The organism is Pseudomonas sp. DSP3-2-3, from assembly GCF_049898225.1.
GTDB lineage: Bacteria > Pseudomonadota > Gammaproteobacteria > Pseudomonadales > Pseudomonadaceae > Aquipseudomonas.
This window is the reverse complement of the sequence record NZ_JAFCXH010000001.1, coordinates 290,055-310,176: the sequence shown is the minus strand read 5'-3', so window position 1 is coordinate 310,176 and position 20,122 is coordinate 290,055. Positions and strand designations below refer to the sequence as shown.

At 59.2% G+C, this 20,122-nt stretch carries 16 protein-coding genes; 9 read left to right on the top strand and 7 right to left on the bottom strand.

Annotated features, from left to right (window positions below; all coding sequences use genetic code 11):
• The first annotated feature begins 43 nt into the window (after positions 1 to 43).
• Both ACP7E4_RS01460 and ACP7E4_RS01455 read left to right on the top strand, forming a co-directional pair.
• The gene (locus ACP7E4_RS01460) at positions 44 to 1,531 is read left to right on the top strand and encodes an MFS transporter (protein ID WP_426110977.1); all 1,488 of its coding nucleotides are present in this window, start codon (positions 44 to 46) and stop codon (positions 1,529 to 1,531) included.
• Positions 1,532 to 1,723: 192 nt separating this feature from the next.
• Positions 1,724 to 2,884 carry an HD-GYP domain-containing protein gene (locus tag ACP7E4_RS01455; RefSeq protein ID WP_426110975.1) on the top strand — a complete coding sequence of 387 codons (1,161 nt, stop codon included), beginning with the start codon at positions 1,724 to 1,726 and terminating at the stop codon, positions 2,882 to 2,884.
• Between the two features lie 7 nt (positions 2,885 to 2,891).
• On the opposite strand, the gene ACP7E4_RS01450 is transcribed toward ACP7E4_RS01455, so the two are convergent.
• From ACP7E4_RS01450 to kdgR, 4 genes are all read right to left on the bottom strand, one after another.
• A complete protein-coding gene (locus ACP7E4_RS01450) occupies positions 2,892 to 5,324 on the bottom strand; it encodes a TonB-dependent siderophore receptor (RefSeq protein WP_426110973.1) in 2,433 nt (810 codons plus the stop codon).
• A gap of 100 nt (positions 5,325 to 5,424) precedes the next feature.
• On the bottom strand, positions 5,425 to 6,393 hold the full coding sequence (locus ACP7E4_RS01445; RefSeq protein ID WP_426110971.1) for a FecR domain-containing protein: 969 nt from the start codon (positions 6,391 to 6,393) through the stop codon (positions 5,425 to 5,427).
• A complete protein-coding gene (locus ACP7E4_RS01440) occupies positions 6,390 to 6,896 on the bottom strand; it encodes a sigma-70 family RNA polymerase sigma factor (protein ID WP_426110969.1) in 507 nt (168 codons plus the stop codon). The genes ACP7E4_RS01445 and ACP7E4_RS01440 overlap by 4 nt, the downstream gene beginning before the upstream one ends.
• A 112-nt stretch (positions 6,897 to 7,008) precedes the next feature.
• The gene (kdgR, locus tag ACP7E4_RS01435; RefSeq protein ID WP_426110967.1) at positions 7,009 to 7,791 is read right to left on the bottom strand and encodes a DNA-binding transcriptional regulator KdgR; all 783 of its coding nucleotides are present in this window, start codon (positions 7,789 to 7,791) and stop codon (positions 7,009 to 7,011) included.
• Between the two features lie 151 nt (positions 7,792 to 7,942).
• Between kdgR and ACP7E4_RS01430 the strand changes: the two genes are divergently transcribed.
• From ACP7E4_RS01430 to uxuA, 6 genes are all read left to right on the top strand, one after another.
• On the top strand, positions 7,943 to 8,944 hold the full coding sequence (locus ACP7E4_RS01430) for a sugar kinase (RefSeq protein WP_426110965.1): 1,002 nt from the start codon (positions 7,943 to 7,945) through the stop codon (positions 8,942 to 8,944).
• A gap of 4 nt (positions 8,945 to 8,948) precedes the next feature.
• A complete protein-coding gene (manD, locus tag ACP7E4_RS01425; protein WP_020292377.1) occupies positions 8,949 to 10,160 on the top strand; it encodes a D-mannonate dehydratase ManD in 1,212 nt (403 codons plus the stop codon).
• 67 nt (positions 10,161 to 10,227) lie between these two features.
• Entirely contained in the window at positions 10,228 to 11,259 is a 1,032-nt protein-coding gene (locus tag ACP7E4_RS01420) for a Zn-dependent oxidoreductase (RefSeq protein ID WP_426110963.1), read from the top strand.
• 67 nt (positions 11,260 to 11,326) lie between these two features.
• Positions 11,327 to 12,619 carry an MFS transporter gene (locus ACP7E4_RS01415; RefSeq protein WP_426110961.1) on the top strand — a complete coding sequence of 431 codons (1,293 nt, stop codon included), beginning with the start codon at positions 11,327 to 11,329 and terminating at the stop codon, positions 12,617 to 12,619.
• Between the two features lie 27 nt (positions 12,620 to 12,646).
• Positions 12,647 to 14,104, top strand: a complete 1,458-nt coding sequence (locus tag ACP7E4_RS01410; protein WP_426110959.1) for a mannitol dehydrogenase family protein — start codon at positions 12,647 to 12,649, stop codon at positions 14,102 to 14,104.
• Positions 14,105 to 14,121: 17 nt separating this feature from the next.
• The gene (gene uxuA / locus ACP7E4_RS01405; RefSeq protein WP_426110957.1) at positions 14,122 to 15,297 is read left to right on the top strand and encodes a mannonate dehydratase; all 1,176 of its coding nucleotides are present in this window, start codon (positions 14,122 to 14,124) and stop codon (positions 15,295 to 15,297) included.
• Between the two features lie 108 nt (positions 15,298 to 15,405).
• Here the strand turns inward: uxuA and ACP7E4_RS01400 are convergent, their stop codons facing one another.
• From ACP7E4_RS01400 to ACP7E4_RS01390, 3 genes are read right to left on the bottom strand one after another with little or no spacing between them, the layout of a single operon-like run.
• Positions 15,406 to 16,110: a FadR/GntR family transcriptional regulator gene (locus tag ACP7E4_RS01400; protein ID WP_426110955.1), complete on the bottom strand. Its 705-nt coding sequence runs from the start codon at positions 16,108 to 16,110 to the stop codon at positions 15,406 to 15,408.
• Positions 16,111 to 16,167: 57 nt separating this feature from the next.
• A complete protein-coding gene (locus tag ACP7E4_RS01395; protein WP_426110953.1) occupies positions 16,168 to 17,694 on the bottom strand; it encodes a UxaA family hydrolase in 1,527 nt (508 codons plus the stop codon).
• Positions 17,695 to 17,704: 10 nt separating this feature from the next.
• Positions 17,705 to 18,715 (bottom strand): zinc-binding alcohol dehydrogenase family protein, encoded by a 1,011-nt coding sequence (locus ACP7E4_RS01390; RefSeq protein WP_426110951.1) that lies wholly within the window; start codon positions 18,713 to 18,715, stop codon positions 17,705 to 17,707.
• Between the two features lie 359 nt (positions 18,716 to 19,074).
• Here ACP7E4_RS01390 and ACP7E4_RS01385 point away from each other — a divergent pair, with 359 nt between their 5' ends.
• Complete coding sequence (locus ACP7E4_RS01385) at positions 19,075 to 19,887, top strand: DeoR/GlpR family DNA-binding transcription regulator (protein WP_426110949.1); 813 nt, start codon at positions 19,075 to 19,077, stop codon at positions 19,885 to 19,887.
• Positions 19,888 to 20,122: the final 235 nt, after the last annotated feature.

The window sequence follows — 20,122 nt, the reverse complement described above, 5'->3', positions numbered from 1 at the left end:
ACCTATCTTGTCTCGCAGTGCGCCAAATCGCTGGATGGTTTTAATGTCGGTCATGATGGCTTTTCTGCCGATTGTCCTCGACGTGACCATTCTGCACGTTGCGGTTCCTTCGCTCACCCTGGCATTGCAGGCGACTGGCAATGAAGTGCTGTGGATCATCGACGTCTATCCGCTGCTGATGGCCAGTTTGCTGATTCCCATGGGCACGCTCGCTGATCGGGTTGGTCATCGGCGCATGCTACTGATCGGACTGGCCATCTTCTGCACAGGATCGATTCTGGCCGCACTTGCACCCAGTGCTGCCGCGCTGATCGGAGCGCGTGCGTTCATGGCGGCCGGCGCTGCGATGGTCATGCCGTGCACCCTGGCCATCGTCCGACAGACTTTTGCCGACGAGGGCGAGCGAGCGATAGCGCTCGGTACATGGGGCGCGGTCGCCTCTGCTGGAGCGGCGATTGGCCCGCTTGCGGGTGGGGCGCTGCTTGAGCATTTCTGGTGGGGCGCGGTTTTCCTGGTCAACGTGCCGGTCATGCTTGTGGTCGTTCCGTTAGTCGTCGTCTACATCCCGCGACGAGCTGTCGTCGCAGGCGGCAGCTGGACAATCGGGCAAGCGGTGATGTTGATCCTCGGCATCATGGCCAGCGTGTATGCCCTTAAATCAGCCTTTAAGACAGACGGTTCTTTTGTTGTAACCATTGCCTGCTTTTCGTTCGGGCTATTGATGCTGTTCTGGTTCGTTCGAAAACAGCTTCGCGCGCCTGATCCCATGCTTGATCTGAGCCTCTTTGCGATACCGGCAATCAGCGCGGGAGTGACCATGGCCATCGTGGTGATGGGGGCGCTGGCCGGAGTCGAACTGATGCTGGCCCAGGAGCTGCAGTTTGTCCTCGGCCGCACGCCGCTTGAGGCAGGAATATTCATGTTGCCGTTAATGGTTGCCTCCGCAATCGGTGGACCACTCTCGGGCATGATTCTTGGTGCCGTCGGCTTGAGATGGGTGGCGAGTTGTTCCCTGCTGGTGTCTGCCGCAAGCCTTATCGGGCTGGCGCTCACAGGCCTGGATAACGGCGGCGTCAGTGTTGTTCTGATGCTGGCTGCCTTGGGACTGTCACTGAGCGTTGGCTTGACTGCATCTTCGGTGGCAATCATGAGCAGCACGCCCGTGGAAAAGGCTGGCTCAGCCGGAGCGCTTGAAGCGACCAGCTACGACCTCGGTTCAGGGCTGGGGATCACCGCATTCGGTATCCTTCTGGTATCCACTTACGAGCGATCAATCCGTCTGCCAGACGATATTCCTGCAGCGATGGCCGAAGGTGCAACCCGATCGATTGGCGAAACCATGATCTCGGCGAGAGCGCTCGGCGGGGAGCAGGAGCAGCAGTTGATAGCCGCTGGGCAAGCGGCTTTCAGTACGTCGCACAGTATGGTTCTGCTGTGCGCCGCCGCGCTGATGGGGGTATTGAGCCTGGCGATCATGTTCGTATTACGCCGCCATGACAGCGCGCCAGCTGAACGTTACACGGTTGGCTGATTCAATAATCAAGGTCTATCAATTGAGTGCTTATGGATACTATCGGTCAACCTGAGAAATATTTATTGCTCTAATTCGATGATGGCATATCGATATCAAAAACATCACATTGATGTTGGATAGTCTCATCTTTAACGCTCGCATTCTGCGATACGCGTTTTCGATGAATGCCAACTGAGTAGAGATGGTTACATGGATATCGACGCTCCTGCAGCCGGTTCGACACTCGTGCCTATTACTGCTGGTCATGTAAAGCTCAACAAACCATTGCCGTGGCCGATTTATGACGTGCATCGCACGCTGCTGCTCAACCAAGGCTTCGTTATTACCTCGGCGAGTCAGTTAGAACGTTTATTGGTGCGGGGAATGTTCCACGTTCGGGTGAGCGTGGACGATACGGCCAGAGCGCTGGAACCGAAGCCTGCGATGAGTCGAATCAACCCGTTCGCTGAGTATGGCCCTGTGCTGGAAAAGCTCGGAACGGTGCTTGACCTTATTACCCGCCAGCAGCCCGACGCGGAGAGTCAGGTGTTGGGTCTGGCGAAAATTATCGACCGAATGTGCGCCAGCGACGCAGACGCCTGTCTCGCGTTGATCTATATCTATTCGCTGCAACCTTCCGCCCATGAACAGACGCTGTTCCATAGCATTCTCTGCAACCTGATCGCGCGCCACCTGAAGCTCGACCCACCGAGGTTCATTGCGTTGATGGCCGCTTCGCTGACCGCCAACGTTGCGGTGCTGCGGCACCAGGATCGTCTCAATAACGCACCGATGGTATTGAGTTCCGAGCAACGGGCGGTGATAAACCGTCATCCTCAATTGAGTGCCCAGGCCATCCGTGGATGTGGGATAAGCAACGCCCAATGGATCCAGATCGTCGAGCAGCATCACGAGCGTGGCACGGGCAGTGGCTATCCACAGGGCCTGCAGGAATCAGAGATTGTTGCCGAAGCGCTCATCCTGTCGCTGGCTGAGCGCTACACGGCGATGATTACCAAGCGCGCCTATCGCGACCGATTCAGCCCTGCGCAAGCCATGCAATTGCTCCGGGCAGAGAGTGTCGGCAGCATCTGCGAGATGGCACTGGTGGAAGCGCTTATCCAAGTGTTGACGCCTGACCCGCCCGGCTGCTTTGTGCGCCTGCAGAACAACGAGGTCGCGCTGATCACCCGCCGTAACGGGCTCACGGGTTTTCCCGAGGCATGGGCAGTCACCAGCAGCCAAGGCAATCTCTGCCTCAGTGCCTTGCCCCGTGATACACGCAATGAAGATCTGCGCCCCGTCGAGCAAGTCGAACCGCTTCATCTGGAGTGGCTGAACATACCTGCGCTCTGGGGATATGAAAGCTGACCGCGTGTCAGAACGTCGGCGTGTACTTCACGCTGAACATCATATTGCGCGGATCGCCGAAGTTGTTGTTGCCATTGAGCTGGTCATATCCCGCCGTGTAGTAATGTTTGTCGAAGAGGTTGTTGGCGTTCAGCGCCAGACCGATTTCCTTCGTCAGCTGGTAGCCGAGGCGGGCATTCCACACGGTGTAACCCGGTACGTCGAAGGTGTGTTCGTAGCCCAGCGTATGGCTTTGGGTTGTGAAACCCAGGCCAGTGCTGACACGATGCCAGTCGCCGCTGAACTGGTAATTGCTCCAGACCCGCAGCATATGTTTCGGCGTCCAGTTGCTGAAGACTTTGCCTTCGTCGACCGGGTCGTCCAGGTACTTGGTGGTGTTGTAGGTGTAGCCGGCAAACAGTTGCAGGCCGGTGAGCACTTCGCCGCTGATTTCTGCGTCGATCCCCTGGCTGCGGACTTTTCCTGATGACGTCGAACAGTACCAGCCGTCGCAGGCGAACCCCCCAGCCAGGTCATTGACGGGGCGGTTTTCCTGGTCATAGCGGAACACCGCCAGGGAGGTGTTGATGCGGCCATCCAGCAGCTCGCCCTTGAGGCCGATTTCGTAGTTGCTGCCGATCACCGGTTTGAGCATCGAGCCGCCCGTGTCACGAACGGTTTGTGGTTCGAACACGTCGGTGTAGCTGGCATAAACCGCCCATTCGCGGTTCAGGTCATAGACGATGCCGGCATAGGGCGTGACTTCCCCGGTTTCGTTGGTGGTGCTATCAGCCTCCGGGGTAGCCACGTTGCTGAATGCGGCCTGGGTGGATGACGTGTAGCTGTAGTCGTACCAGCTGACCCGGGAGCCGAGCACCAGGGTCAACGGCTCGAACGGCTTGACCCGCCAGCTTCCGTACAGGCCTTTCTGCCGGATGTCGTATTTGCTGGGCGTCGCACGACCCCCGGTCGTATTGAGCAAACCGTCGTAGCTGATTTCCGGACGGTTGTGGTCAATGCCGAAGATCGTGTCGCTGCTGTTATTGAAGGTTCGGGCGAAGCGGTCGTCTGATTTCAACTGGGCGTAGTTACCGCCCACCATGATTTCCTGCTGCATGGACAAGGCCTCGAAGCGTCCGCTGAGGTTCATGTCCAGACCGAGCTTGGTCGAGTCGAAATCCGTCACGAAGTCGGCGTATTGCACGCCGCTGCCGTCTGCTTCGAGGCCGGCGCCGCTGGTTTGCAATCGCTGGTTTTTCGCCTTGTTGTCTTCCGACATGCGCACGGCGCCGACCTTGAAGGCCCAGTCATCGTTGAAGCGGTGCTCCAGGTCGGCATACACGGTGGTGACATCGATGTCCGAATGGTTCCAGCGAGCGCCGGTGTAGGTTGAGCGCGACACATCGACAGGTTTACCGTTGGCGTAGCGAGGCAGGCCGCGGATCATCGGTCGCGACTCGCTATCGGAGCGGCTCACAGCCAGCCCAAGGGTGGTGTCCTCGCGCAGGTCGATGTCCAGCGCGCTGTAGAGCGAGTGAGTCTTGCTCCACTCGTAGTCTATGAATGAATCGCTCTGGTCTTCGTCGGCAACGAAGCGGCCACGCACGGTGCCAGTCTGGTTCAGCGGTCCACCGGCATCCAGTTGCAGACCATAATGATTCCAGGAACCGGCCTTGCCGGTTACGGTCACGGTCGAAACGTTCTGGCCACGCTTGCGCACCAGATTGATTGCGCCGCCGGGGCTGCCGGTGCCCTGCAGCAGGCCGGATGCGCCACGCAGCACTTCCATGCGATCAAAGAAGATCAGGTCCTGGGTGGCCCAATTACCCAAGGCATAGGTGTTGCGCGGGATCGGCACGCCGTCGTACTGCCAGTCATCGATCTGAAAACCCCGCGAGGTGAGGATCATGCCCTTGCCGACACCCTGAACACCGACCAGTCCGGTGGTCTTGTTGGCTGCGTCCTTGAGATCGGTGAGGTCCTGGTCATCCATTTGCTTGCGGGTCATCACCGTGACTGACTGCGGGATTTCCTTGAGCGTGTGCGTGCCTTTGCCGATGGTTACTGCACGCGCGGCATAGGAACCTGAGCCTTCAGTGGCGGCGTCGGTGCTGCGTTCAACGATGTTGGTGGCATCCAGTTGCAGCGCGTTGCTGTCCGCCACCGGCTCGACGCTGAAGTTGCCTTGATCCGTCACCCGTAACTGCAAGCCGCTGCCCGACAGCGCCCTCATCAGCGCGTGCTCAACCGGCATCTGACCGATCACCGCTGGCGCCTGTTTGCCCTGCACCAGCGAAGGCTTCAGCGAAATGATGTGCCCGCTCTGGCCGGCAATCGCATTAAGGGTAGTGGCGAGCGGACCGGCGGGCAGATTGAAGGTCAGGTCTTGCGCCAGGGCAGGACTCGCCAGAGTTGCCAGGGCAACGGCGACGGAAAGGGCGTGGGGCCAGGTGTTGAACACAAAATTTCTCCTGTTTGTATGGAAGTGTCAGGAGATAGGTGGGCTGAGAAATGAAAACCAGACACAAATAAGATCGATTTTCGAAAAAACTTTTGCCGGACTATTTTGAGCCTATCAGTGTCAGCCAAGGGCTGTAACGGTCGACCCGTATCGGCAGGGTTTCAGCCAGAGCACTCAAGGCCCGGTCGGGATCGTCGAGCGGGAACACGCCCTGGACGCGCAAGCCTCGAATCTCCGGTGCCACGCGCACAAAACCTCGACTATAAGGGCGCAGGGCATCGACCACTTGTTCAAGGGGCTCGTCGAGCACATTCAACCTGCCGCTCAGCCAGTCGGCGCGCTGGCGTTGATCGCCGCTGACGAGGTCAATCCGCCGGGTGCGCAGCAGGGCCGACTGACCTTCTTGCACCACTTGCACTGTGCCGTCGAACAACCGTGCTTCGACCGAGTGCTGCAACACCACCAGGCGGCTGGCATTCTGCTCCTGGGAGACCAGAAAGCGGGTGCCCAGCGCACGCACTTCACCTTCAGCGGTGCGCACGAGCAGCGGGCGGCGCGGGTCTGGCGCCACCTCGATCACCAGTTCGCCGTGGCGCAAAATCACCAGCCGTTGCCGGTCGTCGAAGCGCAGATCCACCGCGCTGTCGGCGTTCAAGCTCAGGCGACTGCCGTCGGCCAGATTGAAGTTTTGCCGCTGGCCGCGCCCCGTGTGCAGGTCCGCTAGCAGCGCGTCAGCCAGTTGCGTCCCGGCACCCAGCCATACACCGCCGCCGAGCAGGCCCAGGCCAGCGATCACGCGCAAGGCATCACGGCGCGAACCCTGCGGTTGCAACAAAACCTTGCGCGCCTCGCCAGCGTGACCGGGCAAGCGTCGATCCAGGGCGAGAACCGTGTGGAACGAACCGCCAAGACGATCCTGCAATCTGGCCCAGGCCTGGCTATGCGCCTGGTCCATCGCCAACCATGCGTTAAAGCGTTCCTGCAGCGCGGCATCAGGCGTACCGGCGCGAAGTTTGACCATCCAGTCGATGGCCTGCTCGCTTGCCAGATCCAGGCGCGGCGGGTTCATGGTGCCATTTCGCACAGGTAGCACTGACGCAACGCCTGTTTCATGTAACGACCGACCGTGCGCTCCGACAGCCCCAACTTCTGCGCAATCGCCACGTAGCTCAGACCATCCAGCTGGCTGTAGAGAAAGGTGGCCTTGACGACCATAGGCAAGCCGTCGATAGCCCGGTCTATGGCCACCAGGGCTTCGATCAGCAGCAATTGTTCCTCGGGGGAGGGTGCCAATGCCTCTGGCAGGACGGCCAAGCGCTCCAGGTAGGCCAGCTCTAGCTTGCGCCGACGATGACGATCAAAAATAAGCCGGCGCGCGATGGTCGAAAGGTAGGCACGAGGTTGTTCGATACTGTCGGGATCGACGCGCGCCGCCAGGATCTGACAAAACGTATCGGCTGCGGTGTCCTCGGCGTCCGCCCGATTGCGCAGATGCCGATGAATATGTGACAGCAGCCAACGATGATGATCGCTGAAAAAGAATCCCAGTTTGCTGGACGAAGGAGATTGCACTGGTGGGTCTTCCAGATCTTATTGAAAATCGTTCGCAATAATACCTGTGTGACGAGAGACAGTGCAATCCTGGGTGAAACACAGCAGCGCGCTGCTGATCGACTTGCGTCAGCTACCGCACATGCCAGCCTAACTGGCTGGAAATCTGCTGCGTGGCTTCCATCAGCCGCTTGATGTAGTCCTGCTTGAGTTCTTCGCGAAAGCGAAAGCAGGGGAATGACACGCTCATGCCGCCAATCACATGGCCAAAGCGGTCGCGGATGGGGGCGGCCAGGCAGCGCATATTGTCTTCGAATTCTTCATGGTCTTCGGCATAGCCCTGGGCGCGAACCACTTCCAGTTCCTGCAGGTAGGCTTCGACGCTGGTGAGGGTGTTGGCAGTGCGGCGCTCGAAGCTTTCTTCCTGCAAATGGGCGAGCAGCTCGGGCTGCTCCAGCCACGCCATCAGTACCTTACCGATACCGGTGCAGTACAGCGGCGCACGTCGGCCGATGCGTGAGTACATGCGCAGATTGTATTTGGAGTCGATCTTGTGCACGTAGACGATGTTGCCTTCGTCGAGAATTCCCAGGTGCACGGTCTCGCCGGTCAATTCGTTGATACGCCGCATACCCGGTTCCGCTTCGCGGACGATGTCCAGGTGGGGCAGGGCTTGTGCGCCCAGTTCAAACAGCCGGACGCTGAGCCGATAGCGATCCTCGGCATCCTGCACCACATAGCCGCGGGCCTTGAGTGACTGCAGAAACCGATAAACCGTGCTTTTGGACATGTCTAGTTTTTGCGCGATTTCCGACACACCGCTTTCTTCGGGATGCTCGGCCAGGGCCTCAAGGACCGCCATGGTCCGGGCGACGGCGGAGACCAGTTCGTTGTTCTGAAGGGTGCTGTTGTCCATGAAGGCTCCAACGGGAACGAAAACCCAAGGATATACGTTAGCGAATCAAAACGCTGTTTCATTTTTCTTGACGGTGCAGGAAATCTGACTAAACTCGGCCACAAGATTTTAAAATGAAACGCCGTTTTAAAAATAACAAAGGCGCGCAGTGATGAAGGTAATTCCTGGGCAACGCCCGCAAACCGTTTCACCTCGTCCACTCAAAGTGGCGCTGGTGGGCGAGTGCATGATCGAGATGCGCGGCGAGCCAGTCGCAGGTTTCAACCAGACCTTCGGCGGCGACACGCTCAACGCTGCGGTTTATCTTTCCCGATTGAACCCCGACTCGCGAATCGTCGCGGACTACGTCACCGCCATCGGCGCCGATAGCTTCAGTGACGCGATGCGTCAGTTGTGGCGCGACGAAGGCGTCGGCGACCAACATGTGCGCGTGATCGAGGATGCGTTGCCTGGCTTGTACTTCATCCAGACCGACACTCAGGGTGAAAGACGCTTTCTGTATTGGCGTGGCGAAGCCGCAGCGCGGAGCATGTTTGACGGCCCTGAAGGCGATGCCCTATTGCATGCCCTTGCGGATTACGACTACGTCTATCTGAGTGGCATCAGCCTGGCGATTCTCACCGCCAATGGCCGCGAGCACCTGATGCAGGCCTTGCGCCTGGCCCGTGCATCCGGCACGCGCATCGTCTTCGACAACAACTACCGTCCCCATTTGTGGCCCGATGCCCAGGCTGCGCGCGAGGTCTATGGCGCCATGCTGCGCCTGACTGACCTGGCGCTGATTACCTGGGAGGACGACGCCGCACTGTTCGGCTACGCCGATGTCGAGGCGTTGTTCCGCGCCTACGCAGATTTTGGCGTTGCCGAAGTTGCCCTCAAGCGTGGCGTCGCTTCGTGCTTGATCCAGTGCGCCTCAGGTCGTTTCGAAGTACCTGCCGAGCAAGTGCGGCAGATCGTCGACACCACGGCGGCGGGCGACTCCTTCAGCGCAGCTTATCTTTCGTGTCGCCTGCGAGGCGGCGATCCACAACTGGCTGCGCGTTGGGGCCATCGACTGGCGGCCCAGGTCGTCCAGCATCGCGGTGCGCTGATCCCCTGCGCCGCGATGCCCTGCCTGAACATGCCTTCATTTTCTTCTGCCGTAGAGGCCTGATCTTATGAAAATCATTGATGCCCGCGTCATTGTCACCTGCCCGGGTCGCAACCTGATCACCCTGAAAATCGTTACTGATTCCGGTATTTATGGCATCGGTGATGCGACCTTGAATGGCCGGGAACTCGCGGTGGTCGCGTACCTTGAAGAACACGTGCTGCCAGCCCTGATCGGTCGCGATGCTCAGCGCATCGAAGACATCTGGCAGTACCTGTATCGCGGGGCCTACTGGCGCCGTGGCCCGGTGACGATGACCGCGATTGCCGCCGTGGACGTCGCCCTGTGGGACATCAAGGCCAAGGCCGCGCAAATGCCGTTGTACCAGTTGCTCGGTGGCAAAAGCCGCGAGCGGGTGATGGTCTACGGGCATGCCACAGGCAAGGACATCGAAGGTTGCCTGGACGAAGTCGCCCGGCATGTCGAGCTGGGGTACAAGGCGGTGCGCGTGCAATGCGGGATTCCCGGTATCGCCACCACCTATGGCGTGGCCAAGCGCAGCGGTGAGCGTTATGAGCCGGCCGACAGCGACCTGCCCGCCGAACATGTGTGGGATACCGCCAAGTACCTGAACCATGTGCCCAAGCTGTTCGCCGCAGTGCGCGAGCGTTTCGGCGATGACTTGCACATCCTGCACGACGTGCATCATCGCCTTACGCCCATTGAAGCGGGGCGCCTGGGCAAGTCGGTCGAGCCATTCAACCTGTTCTGGCTCGAAGACTGCACCCCGGCCGAGAATCAGGAGGCCTTCCGTCTGATCCGCCAACACACGACTACGCCGCTGGCGGTGGGTGAGGTATTCAACTCTATTCATGACTGCCGCGAGCTCATTCAAGAACAGTTGATTGACTACATCCGCGCCACGCTGGTTCACGCGGGTGGCATCACCCATGTGCGACGCATTGCCGACTTTGCCGCGCTCTATCAGGTGCGCACCGGCTTTCACGGCGCCACCGACCTGTCGCCGGTATGCATGGGCGCAGCGCTGCATTTCGATACCTGGGTGCCCAATTTCGGCATCCAGGAACACATGCCCCACGACGAACGTATCGACGAAGTGTTTCCCCATGCCTATCGCTTTGAAGACGGCCACTTCACCCCCGGCGAAGTCCCGGGGCATGGCGTCGACATCGACGAGAACCTGGCGGCGAAATACCCCTACAAACGCGCCAGCCTGCCGGTCAATCGCCTGGAAGACGGCACGCTCTGGCACTGGTAAACGCTGTTTCGACTGATCAATAACTACAAGAACACGGGGCGCTACCCGCCCTGGCAGGAGTGACCCGATGAAAGCTTTTCAAGTAAGAGCACCTTTTGAATTCGGCCTGGCGCACGTCGAGATGCCCCAAGTGGCGCCTGGTGAGGTCAAGGTCGACGTCGCCTACGCCGGTATCTGTGGCTCAGACATGCACATCATCCACGGGCAGAACGCCTTTGTGCGTTTTCCGCGGGTGACCGGCCATGAGTTCTCAGGCGTGGTGAGTGAAGTGGGCGAGGGCGTCGAGAATCTCAAGGTCGGTGACCGCGTGTGCATCGACCCGGTCATCAGTTGTGGAACCTGCTACCCGTGCCGGATCAACCGGCCGAACGTCTGCACGCGACTGCAAGTGATTGGCGTACACCGTGATGGCGGTTTCAGCGAGCAAGTCTGTGTGCCAGCCGCCAATGCCCACCGCTTGCCTGACTCGATGTCCCTGAGCCACGCGGCGCTGGTGGAACCGTACTCCATTGCCCTCAACGTGCTTGATCGCATGCAGCCCCATCCGGGCGACAGCCTGTTGATCTACGGCGCGGGCGTGATTGGCCTGACCCTGGTACAGATGGCCCGGGCGTTGGGACTGACCGATATCACCGTGACCGACGTCATCGACACACGCCTGGAAACCGCCAAGGCTCTGGGCGCCAGCCGCACCCTCAACGGCAAGGATGTCGACGTTGAGGCGACCATGCGCGAATTGACCGACGGCGAAGGCGTGCCGCTGATCGTTGACGCGGCCTGCATTCCGGCGCTGATGCCGCAAATGGTGCGCCTGGCCTCGCCAGCGGGGCGGATCGGACTGCTGGGTTTCAATGCGATACCGAGCGATCTGGTGCAGCTGGAAATGATCAAGAAAGAGCTGACGTTGGTGGGATCGCGTCTGAACAATCGCAAGTTCCCACGGGTGATCGAACTGATCGCCAGCGGCAAGTTGCAAGTCCAGGAAATGATCAGTCATCGCGTTAGCTTCGATGAGATGCCGGCGGCAATCGGTCTGATCGAAAGCCATCCCGAACAGACCCGCAAGGTTCTCGTGGAGCTGAGCGGCGCTCATCATTAGTCCGTTGTAGATACGCGTGCCCATCAGGGCACCCTCACCGAATAAACACAACAAGCGGGAGGTTCCAATGTTTGGTCAAGGTCGCACGTTAATCATCATCATGCTGTTCCTGGCAGGCGTCATCAATTACCTGGATCGCTCGGCATTGTCCGTTGCGGCCCCCTTCATCCAGAAAGACTACGGTCTGACAACGGGTGAAATGGGCATGATCTTCAGTAGTTTTTTCGTCGGTTATGCGGTGTTCAATTTTGTCGGCGGCTGGGCGGCCGACCGCTACGGCGCGAAAACCACGCTGTTGCTGGCGATGGTGCTGTGGTCACTGTTCAGCGGTCTCACGGTGTTGACCATAGGCTTCGCCTCGCTGGTGTTCATCCGCATCCTGTTCGGTATGGGTGAAGGGCCGTTGAGCGTCACCACGAGCAAGATGGTCAACAACTGGTACACCCCGAAACAGCGGGCGCGGGCGCTGGGTACGTCGATGTCCGGCACGCCGTTGGGCGGTGCGATTTCCGGGCCGGTGGTGGGTTTTATCGCCATCAGTTATGGCTGGAAGGTGTCGTTCATCATCATTATGGCGTTGGGCCTGATCTGGGCGCTGGTGTGGTTCAAGTTCGTCAAGGACAAGCCTAAAGGCAAGGTCGCCGAGGAAATTCTGCAGGCCGAGGGCAAGAGCGAGGTTGCTGCGCTGCCGGTTCATCCACTGCGTTACTACCTCAAGCAACCGACCGTGCTGTTCACTGCGCTGGCGTTCTTTTCCTATAACTACACGCTGTTCTTCTTCCTGACCTGGTTCCCCAGCTACCTGACCATGGCCCACGGCCTGAACGTCAAGGACATGAGTATCGCGACGGTCATTCCCTGGTTGCTGGGTTTCCTCGGCCTGGCTTTGGGCGGTTTCATTTCCGACTTCGTGTTCAAGAAAACCGGGCGGATGATGTTCTCCCGCAAAGTAGTACTGGTGACATGCCTGTTGGCCTGCGCGGCCTGTATCGCCCTTGCCGGGATCGTCAAAACCCTGTATCCGGCGGTCATCCTCGTCGCCCTGGCCGTGTTTTTCCTGTACCTCACCGGTGCCATCTACTGGGCGATCATTCAGGATACCGTGCCTGCTGCGCGGGTCGGTGGTGTCAGTGGCTTCATGCACTTTCTGGCTAACACCTCGGGCATCATTGGCCCGACCCTGACCGGCTTTCTGGTGGAATTCACCGGGTCATTCACCAGTGCGTTCCTGCTGGCGGGGCTGTTGACGGTGATCGGTGCGGTGTGTGTGGCGCGCTATGTCAAACCTCTTTCGGCGGCGGATACCGGTAGCGCGGAGGCACAAAGCCCGCAACCAGCTTCGGCCCTGGGCCGACCATAACCAGCTATGAACAGAAGGAGCGTGTCGATGCCTGTTGTGAAACGTGTGCCCTCTACCAGCCCTGTCCGTGAGATCGGCATCGTGCATCTCGGCCTGGGGGCTTTTCATCGCGCCCACCAGGCGGTTTATCTGCAACGCCATCTTAATCGTCATGGCGAAAGTGACTGGGGATTGTGCAGCGCCAATCTGCGCTCGAATCGCACGTTGGTTGATCAATTACGCGAGCAGGACGGCCGCTACCATGTGGCCGAGTATCGCGACCGCGAGCAGGTAACGCTGCGTGAGATGGGTGTATTGCGCCAGGCCTTGTATGTGGGCGAGGGCGGCCACGAACTGGAATTGCTGTTGCAGCGCATGGCCGCGCCACAAACACGGATCGTCACGCTCACCGTCACCGAGAAAGGCTACTGCCTGAGCCCTGCCACCGGGCAGTTGCGCATGGAAGATCCGTCAATTGCCCACGACATTGCTCATCCGCAGGCGCCGCGCACAGCACCCGGCATTGTCCTCGAAGCACTGCGTCGCCGACGTGCCGCAGGCATTCCGGCTTTTACCGTGTTGTGCTGCGACAACATGCCGGACAACGGCCAGCGCACGCGCCAGGCGGTGAGTGCATTGGCGGCGATGCAAGACGAAGGATTGACGCGGTGGGTCAACGAACACGTGGCGTTCCCTGGCTGCATGGTTGACCGGATCGTCCCCGCCATGGATGGCGAGTCCTTCACCCGGCTGGAACAGCAACTGGATTGCCACGACCGTGCGGCCGTGGTCTGTGAAAGTTTCAGCCAGTGGGTGATCGAGGATCACTTTCCCCTCGGACGGCCGGATTGGGAGGTGGAAGGCGTGCAGATGGTGGACGACGTCCGTCCGTTTGAAACGATGAAGCTGCGCATGCTCAACGGCAGCCATTCGTTGCTGGCCTACGTGGGTTTGCTGGTCGGCCACGAATCGGTGTTTGACGCCATCAACGATACGGATCTGGCGCAGTTCATCGAGCGTTATATGACCGAGGAAGCGGCGCCTACCCTGGAAATGCCGGCGGACATCGATCTTGCGGTCTATGCCCACGATCTGAAGGCGCGCTTTGCCAATGACAGCCTGCAGCATCGCCTGCGCCAGATCGCCATGGACGGCTCGCAGAAACTGCCGCAACGCTGGCTGCTCGGCGCGCAGCAGTTGCTCGACGAGGGACGCGGCCTGGCCTGCACCGCATTGGGTATCGCCGCGTGGATTTACTATTGCACCCAGCCGCTGCCCGACGGTTCGGCGCGGGTTATTGACGACCCCTTGAACGCAACCTTTGCCGATCTTGCCGGAAGATTTGAAGGCGCGTCGTTGGTGGATGCCTTTCTCGCTCTGGATGAGGTTTTCCCGGCCGAGCTGTCAGATCGCGCGGCCTTTCGCGACGCCGTGCGACTCGCCTATGGCGCCCTGATTCGCGACGGTATGGGCAGCCTTTTGCACACCTTTGCTGCACACAACTAACAAGAAAGGAGAACAACATGGAACAGACATGGCGCTGGTTTGGCCCCAAAGACCCGATCTCCCTGGCTGACGTCCGCCAAACCGGTGCGACCGGAATCGTCACCGCGTTGCACGAAATTCCCAATGGTGAAGTCTGGCCGGTGGACGCCATCGCGGCGCGCAAACAGATGATCGAAGCCGCCGGCTTGAACTGGTCGGTGGTGGAAAGCATTCCGGTGCATGAAGACATCAAGCGCGGCTGCGGTCGGCGTGACGAGTACATCGCCAACTATCAGCAAAGCGTGCGCAATCTGGCGAGCTGCGGCATCGATATCGTGTGCTACAACTTCATGCCGGTGTTGGACTGGACCCGCACTGACCTGGCCTGGGAGTTGGCCGACGGCGGTTGGGCGTTGCGTTTCGATCAAACCGCGTTTGCCGCGTTCGACCTGTTCATCCTCCAGCGCCCGGATGCGCAATCCGAATACAGCGCCGAAGATATCCAGAACGCCAAAGCCTACTTCGAGCAACTGACGCCAGCCCAGAGCGAAACCCTGGTCAACACCTTGATCGCCGGGTTGCCTGGCGCCGAGGAACACTACAGCCTGGAAGACTTCCGGGCGTTGCTGCGAACCTATGCCGAAATCGACGAAGCCAGGCTGCGTGAACACCTGGGGTACTTTTTGCGCGCGGTGATTCCGGTTGCAGAGGAAGTGGGCGTGCGTATGGCGATCCACCCGGACGACCCACCTCGGGCACTGCTCGGCCTGCCGCGCATCCTGTCCACCGCCGAAGACGCTCAATGGTTGCTGGACGCTGCCCCAAGCCCGGCCAATGGCCTGACGTTCTGCACCGGTTCCTATGGCGTGCGTGCAGACAATGATCTGGTGGCGATGGCCAAGCACTTTGCGCCTTTCATCTACTTCACCCACCTGCGCTCAACCCGCCGCGAGGCGGATCCGCGCAGTTTCCACGAAGCCCATCATCTGGACGGCGACGTCGACATGGTCGGGGTCATCAGTGCCCTGGTGGCAGAAGAGCGCAGGCGTGAACGCGAAGGTGGCCCACGCCTGCCGCTGCGTCCGGACCATGGGCATCAACTGCTCGACGATCAGCACCGTAAAAGCAACCCTGGCTACTCGCTGATCGGTCGCCTCAAGGGCCTGGCAGAAATCCGCGGGGTGGAATTGGCCGTACGTCAACAGTTGGGTTGAGACTCGGATTTGCTTCTGTAATTGGATGGACTCGCGAAGAAAACAATGCGGTATGTCTGACTCACCGCGTTATCGTTCTTCGCGGGCAAGCCTCGCTTCCACACAGATCTACTCTTCCGGCTCCAGCGTTTTGAGCCAGCGGTTCTCCGAACGGCTCAAATGCTGGCGCATTGAGGTTTGCGCGCCGAGCACGTCTTTGTTGGCCACTGCGCGAAGTATCGCCTCATGCTCGACTACCGCAGCTTCCCAGGTCAAAGCGTTCTCTGAATGTTTGCTCAGGTGAGCCGAAATAGGGTTATGTCGCTCATCGAATAGCGCGGTGATGATCCGAACCAGCGCAGAGTTGCCACTCATTTTAGCCAGGCGATGATGAAACTTGCGGTCGTCCTCCAGGGGGGGCAGGCCGTTTGCAATGCTGGCACGCATGGCGTCAATGCATTCCTGCAGATAGCGATAGTCGCTTTTTTTGCCATGCAGACAGGCCAGAATCACCGACTCACCTTCGATCAAGGCGCGGGCCTGCATCAGTTCCGAGGGGCTCTCGCCCAGGGTGACGGTCTGGTTTTGTCCGTTCAGGGCCAGGGCTCGCACATACACTCCCGAGCCCATCTTGATTTCAACCCCGCCTTCTATCTCCAGGGCGATGAGCGCCTCACGAAGCGAAGGTCTGGAAACACCGAGGAGTTGTGTCAAATCGCGCTCGGGGGGGAGCCTGGAGCCCGGTTTGAAATCCCCCTGGAAGATGTAATCCCGCAGTTGGTCGGCGATTTTCTGGTACGGCTTTCGCTCAGCGGAGCTTGTCGGTGAGGCCATCGGTACGGCGTCCATCAGAGAGTTAGCGAAGGCTACCATAGTGACTGGCTGCCCGTTTCACATCACTGCGCCGATCTGCCAGGGCAGGAACTCGTTATCGCCCAGGCCGTTTTCTTCACTGCAGGTGGGTCGTCCGGAAGCGGTGTCCAGCATCAACTGGAACAACCGCTGCCCGGCTTCGGCCACCGACTCCAGGCCATCGACGATCCCACCGGCATTGAAATCCATATCCAGTTCCATGCGTTGGAACAATCCGGTGTTGGTGGCGATTTTTAACGATGGCGTGGGCTTGCAGCCGTAGGTCGAGCCACGGCCAGTGGTGAAGCAAATCAGATTCGCGCCCCCCGCAACCTGACCGGTTGCCGAGACCGGGTCGTAGCCAGGCGTGTCCATGAACACCAGTCCGTGGGCATCGACCGTTTCGGCGTACTGGTAAACGCCCATTAACCCTGTAGTTCCTGCCTTCGCCACGGCGCCCAGGGATTTTTCCAGAATAGTGGTAATGCCACCGGCTTTGTTGCCCGGCGAGGGGTTGTTGTTCATGTCACCGTCGTTGTGGCGCACGTAGGCTTCCCACCAATGGATCCGCGCCATCAACTTCGCGCAAATATCGGCTGATGCAGCGCGGGCAGTCAGCAGGTGTTCGGCACCATAGATTTCCGGCGTTTCCGAAAGAATTGCGGTGCCACCATGCCGCACCAGCAGATCTACCGCAGCCCCGAGTGCTGGATTGGCGGTAATGCCCGAATAACCATCCGAGCCGCCGCATTGCAAACCGACGCTGAGATGGCTGGCCGCAACGCTAGTGCGCGGGAAATTGTTGATGACCGGCAGCATCTCTTCAATATGGGCTATGCCACGTCGCACAGCTTCGCGAGTACCGCCCGCTTCCTGAATGATCAGGCTGTTTTTGAGCAGGGCAGAGCGATCCCCAAGCTCATTCATCAGCGGGGTCAGCTGGTTGACCTCACAGCCCAGTCCGATCAACAGGACACCGGCAAAGTTGGCGTGGTCGGCGTACCCGCGCAAGGTGCGTTTGAGGATATCGATGCCTTCACCTTTAGCACCCATGCCACAGCCGCTGCCGTGAGTTATTGCCACGACGCCATCGACGTTGGGAAAATCTTTCAGGCGCTCGGCAGAGAATGCGTTGGCGATGTGCTTGCAGACGGTTGCCGAGCAATTGACGCTGGAGATAACCCCGATGTAGTTGCGCGTACCGACACGTCCATCATCGCGGACAAAGCCTTCGAAGGTCGCCTGTTCACTGCTGAATGATGTGGGTACGTAGATATTCTGCACGCTGTGTTCGGCGTTGGTCGCGGGCATGTCCAGGTTGTGGACGTGGACATAATCGCCGGACTCGATGCCTTGGGTCGCCAGGCCAATGGTCTGGCCATACTTGAGCACCTGTTGACCCGCCGAGACCGGACGCAGCGCGATCTTGTGGCCGGACGGAATCTGCTGCCGGGCGATCAGCGCAATACCATCGGCGCTGAGCTGTTGTCCTGCGGCGATATCGCCTCGGGCCACGGCGACATCGTCACCGGGTGTCAAAACAAGCAAAGATTGCGTATCGCTCATCACGCTGCTCCTAACACTCGATGATTGCTTTGACGACGCCTTGTTTCGGGTCGAGCAATGTTGTGAATGAGTTGGCGACATCGCTGAGCGTCAGACGGTGGGTATTGAGAGCGGCATCCGGAATCAACCCTTTGCGCAAGCATTCCTCTACATAGTGGAAGTCTTCCTGGGTGGCGTTGCGGCTACCCATCAAAGTGGCTTCTCGCTTGTGAAATTCAGGGTCGGAGAACGTGATGGAGTCCCGGACCACCGAAATCATCACGTAGGTGCCGCCGTGGGCGATGAACTCGAACCCGCGCTCCATTGCCCGGGCATTGCCGGTGGCATCGAACACGACGTCGAAGAAATCACCCTCAGTGAGCTCCGCCAAGGTCTGCTTGTCGTCTTCGCCGATTTTCACAGCCGCGTGAATCTTCAGGTGTTCCTTACAGAACGACAGACGATCGTCACGGGTATCCAGAACGGTGACTTTGGCACCGCGCAGGCTGGCGAAGATCGCTGCCGCCATACCAATCGGGCCGGTGCCGACCACCAGCACGCGTTTGTCCGCCTGGACATTCGAACGACGTACGGCGTGAGCGCCGATGGACAGAAATTCGATCATCGCGGCCTGATCGAGCGAAATTCCCACTGCCTTGTGGACGAATTCGTGGGGAATGCTCAGGTATTCGGTAAAGGCACCGTCGCAGTGAACTCCCAGCACTTGAATATGGGTGCAGCAGTTGGTCTTGCCCTGGCGGCAGGCGATGCATGTCCCGCAGGAAAGATAGGGCATCACGTACACGACATCACCGCTGTCGAGACCGCTGGCGCTGTCGGCTTCTTCTACAAGCCCCGAGAACTCATGGCCCATCACCCGGGGGTATTCGAGGAAAGGCTGATTGCCGCTGAAAATATGCAGGTCGGTGCCGCAGACCCCGACGCGCTTGACGCGGATGAGGATCTCTCCTGGCTTTCTGAGCGGTTTTTCACGCTCGATGGCGGTTAACGAACCGGGCTCGTTACAGATGACAGTCAGCATGGTGATGCTCCTTGGCGGGCGCGCAGGCGACGGATGTCGATAAGCGGAACAGGGCACAGAGCGCCCGGCTGGCGGGGAATCTACACATTCTGAGGATCTCTTTTTTGTTGTAGGCGGACAGGTGGCCGCGCGGATGATCAAGGCTCAAAAACTACACACCGAGGAAGTTATTGGCAAGACCAATATAGAATAAATATTTATTGGACTGACCAATTATGCATTGTAAGGATTCAATTTTTACTCTCTTGAGGCCCGATAAAGGGAAACCCGTTCATCCTCATATTTGACGCCAAGTGAGCTTTCGTTATAGCGTGCGCGTTTGTGATTGTTAGTGCTCGTTTATGCAGGATTATTGCTCGATGATTTCCCCACACGAAGCGTTTCCTGGCGAACGCCAGCTGTTGATACGCGAACGTCTTTCCCGTTTTGGCCGGGTGATTGCGGCTGATCTGGCCATTGAATTCAATGTGTCCGAGCACTCGATACGGCGCGACTTGAGTGCCCTGGCAACAGCGGGGTTGTGCAAACGCGTCTATGGCGGCGCAATTCTGTTACGCGCTGAGGAAGGGCCGATCGCCATTCGGGTACTGCAAGGCTCCTCACGCAAGGACCGTCTGGGTAGAGCGGCGGCTTCGCTTCTGAGTGCAGGGCAGCATGTCTTCATCGATGCCGGATCCACGAATCTGGCCATCGCCTGCAGCATTGATCCGCAACTTGCACTGACCCTGAGCACCAACTCGCCGTTGATTGCAGCACAGCTGATGAAGCTTCCCCGCGCGGAAGTCATCATGTTGGGCGGTCGCGTGAATCCGGTAACCGGAGGCGTGAGTGGTCTGAGGGCTGTACAGGAATTGCGGCAGTTCAACTTTGACCTGTGCTTTCTAGGCGCGTGCGCCATCGATCCCGACAACGGAGTGACGGCGTTCGGTCTTGAAGACGCCGACTTCAAACGCGCGATAGTGTCGGCGAGTGGGCAGGTGGTGGTGGCCGTGACCAACGAAAAGCTGTCTAGCGTTGCGCACTATCAGGTCGCGCGCTGTGAAGAAGTCGCCACTCTGGTAGTGGAGCACGACGCACCCCCTGAACGGCTAGGCCCTTTTTTTGACCGAATTGCCAATGTCGTGACAGCGACCGCCGAGCAGTGGCCCGAGCATGAGATGGCTAACCACTAAGCAGGCATACGCGAGTACGCAAATAAAGCTATTCGACGCACCCGTATTGCGTGATTTGCGGCACGCTGTTGGAATATCTTTCGCCATCATTATGGGGTGTGTACTATCGCGGCTGGCCGATGCTGCCCGCCGCTCGCTCCCGAGAGGAAAGGTGAAAGCATATTTTTCCAGACCCTATCGCAGCTCTCTTGATAGTCGAGGTTTGGCAACGCGAGCACCAAAATGCTTCGACTCC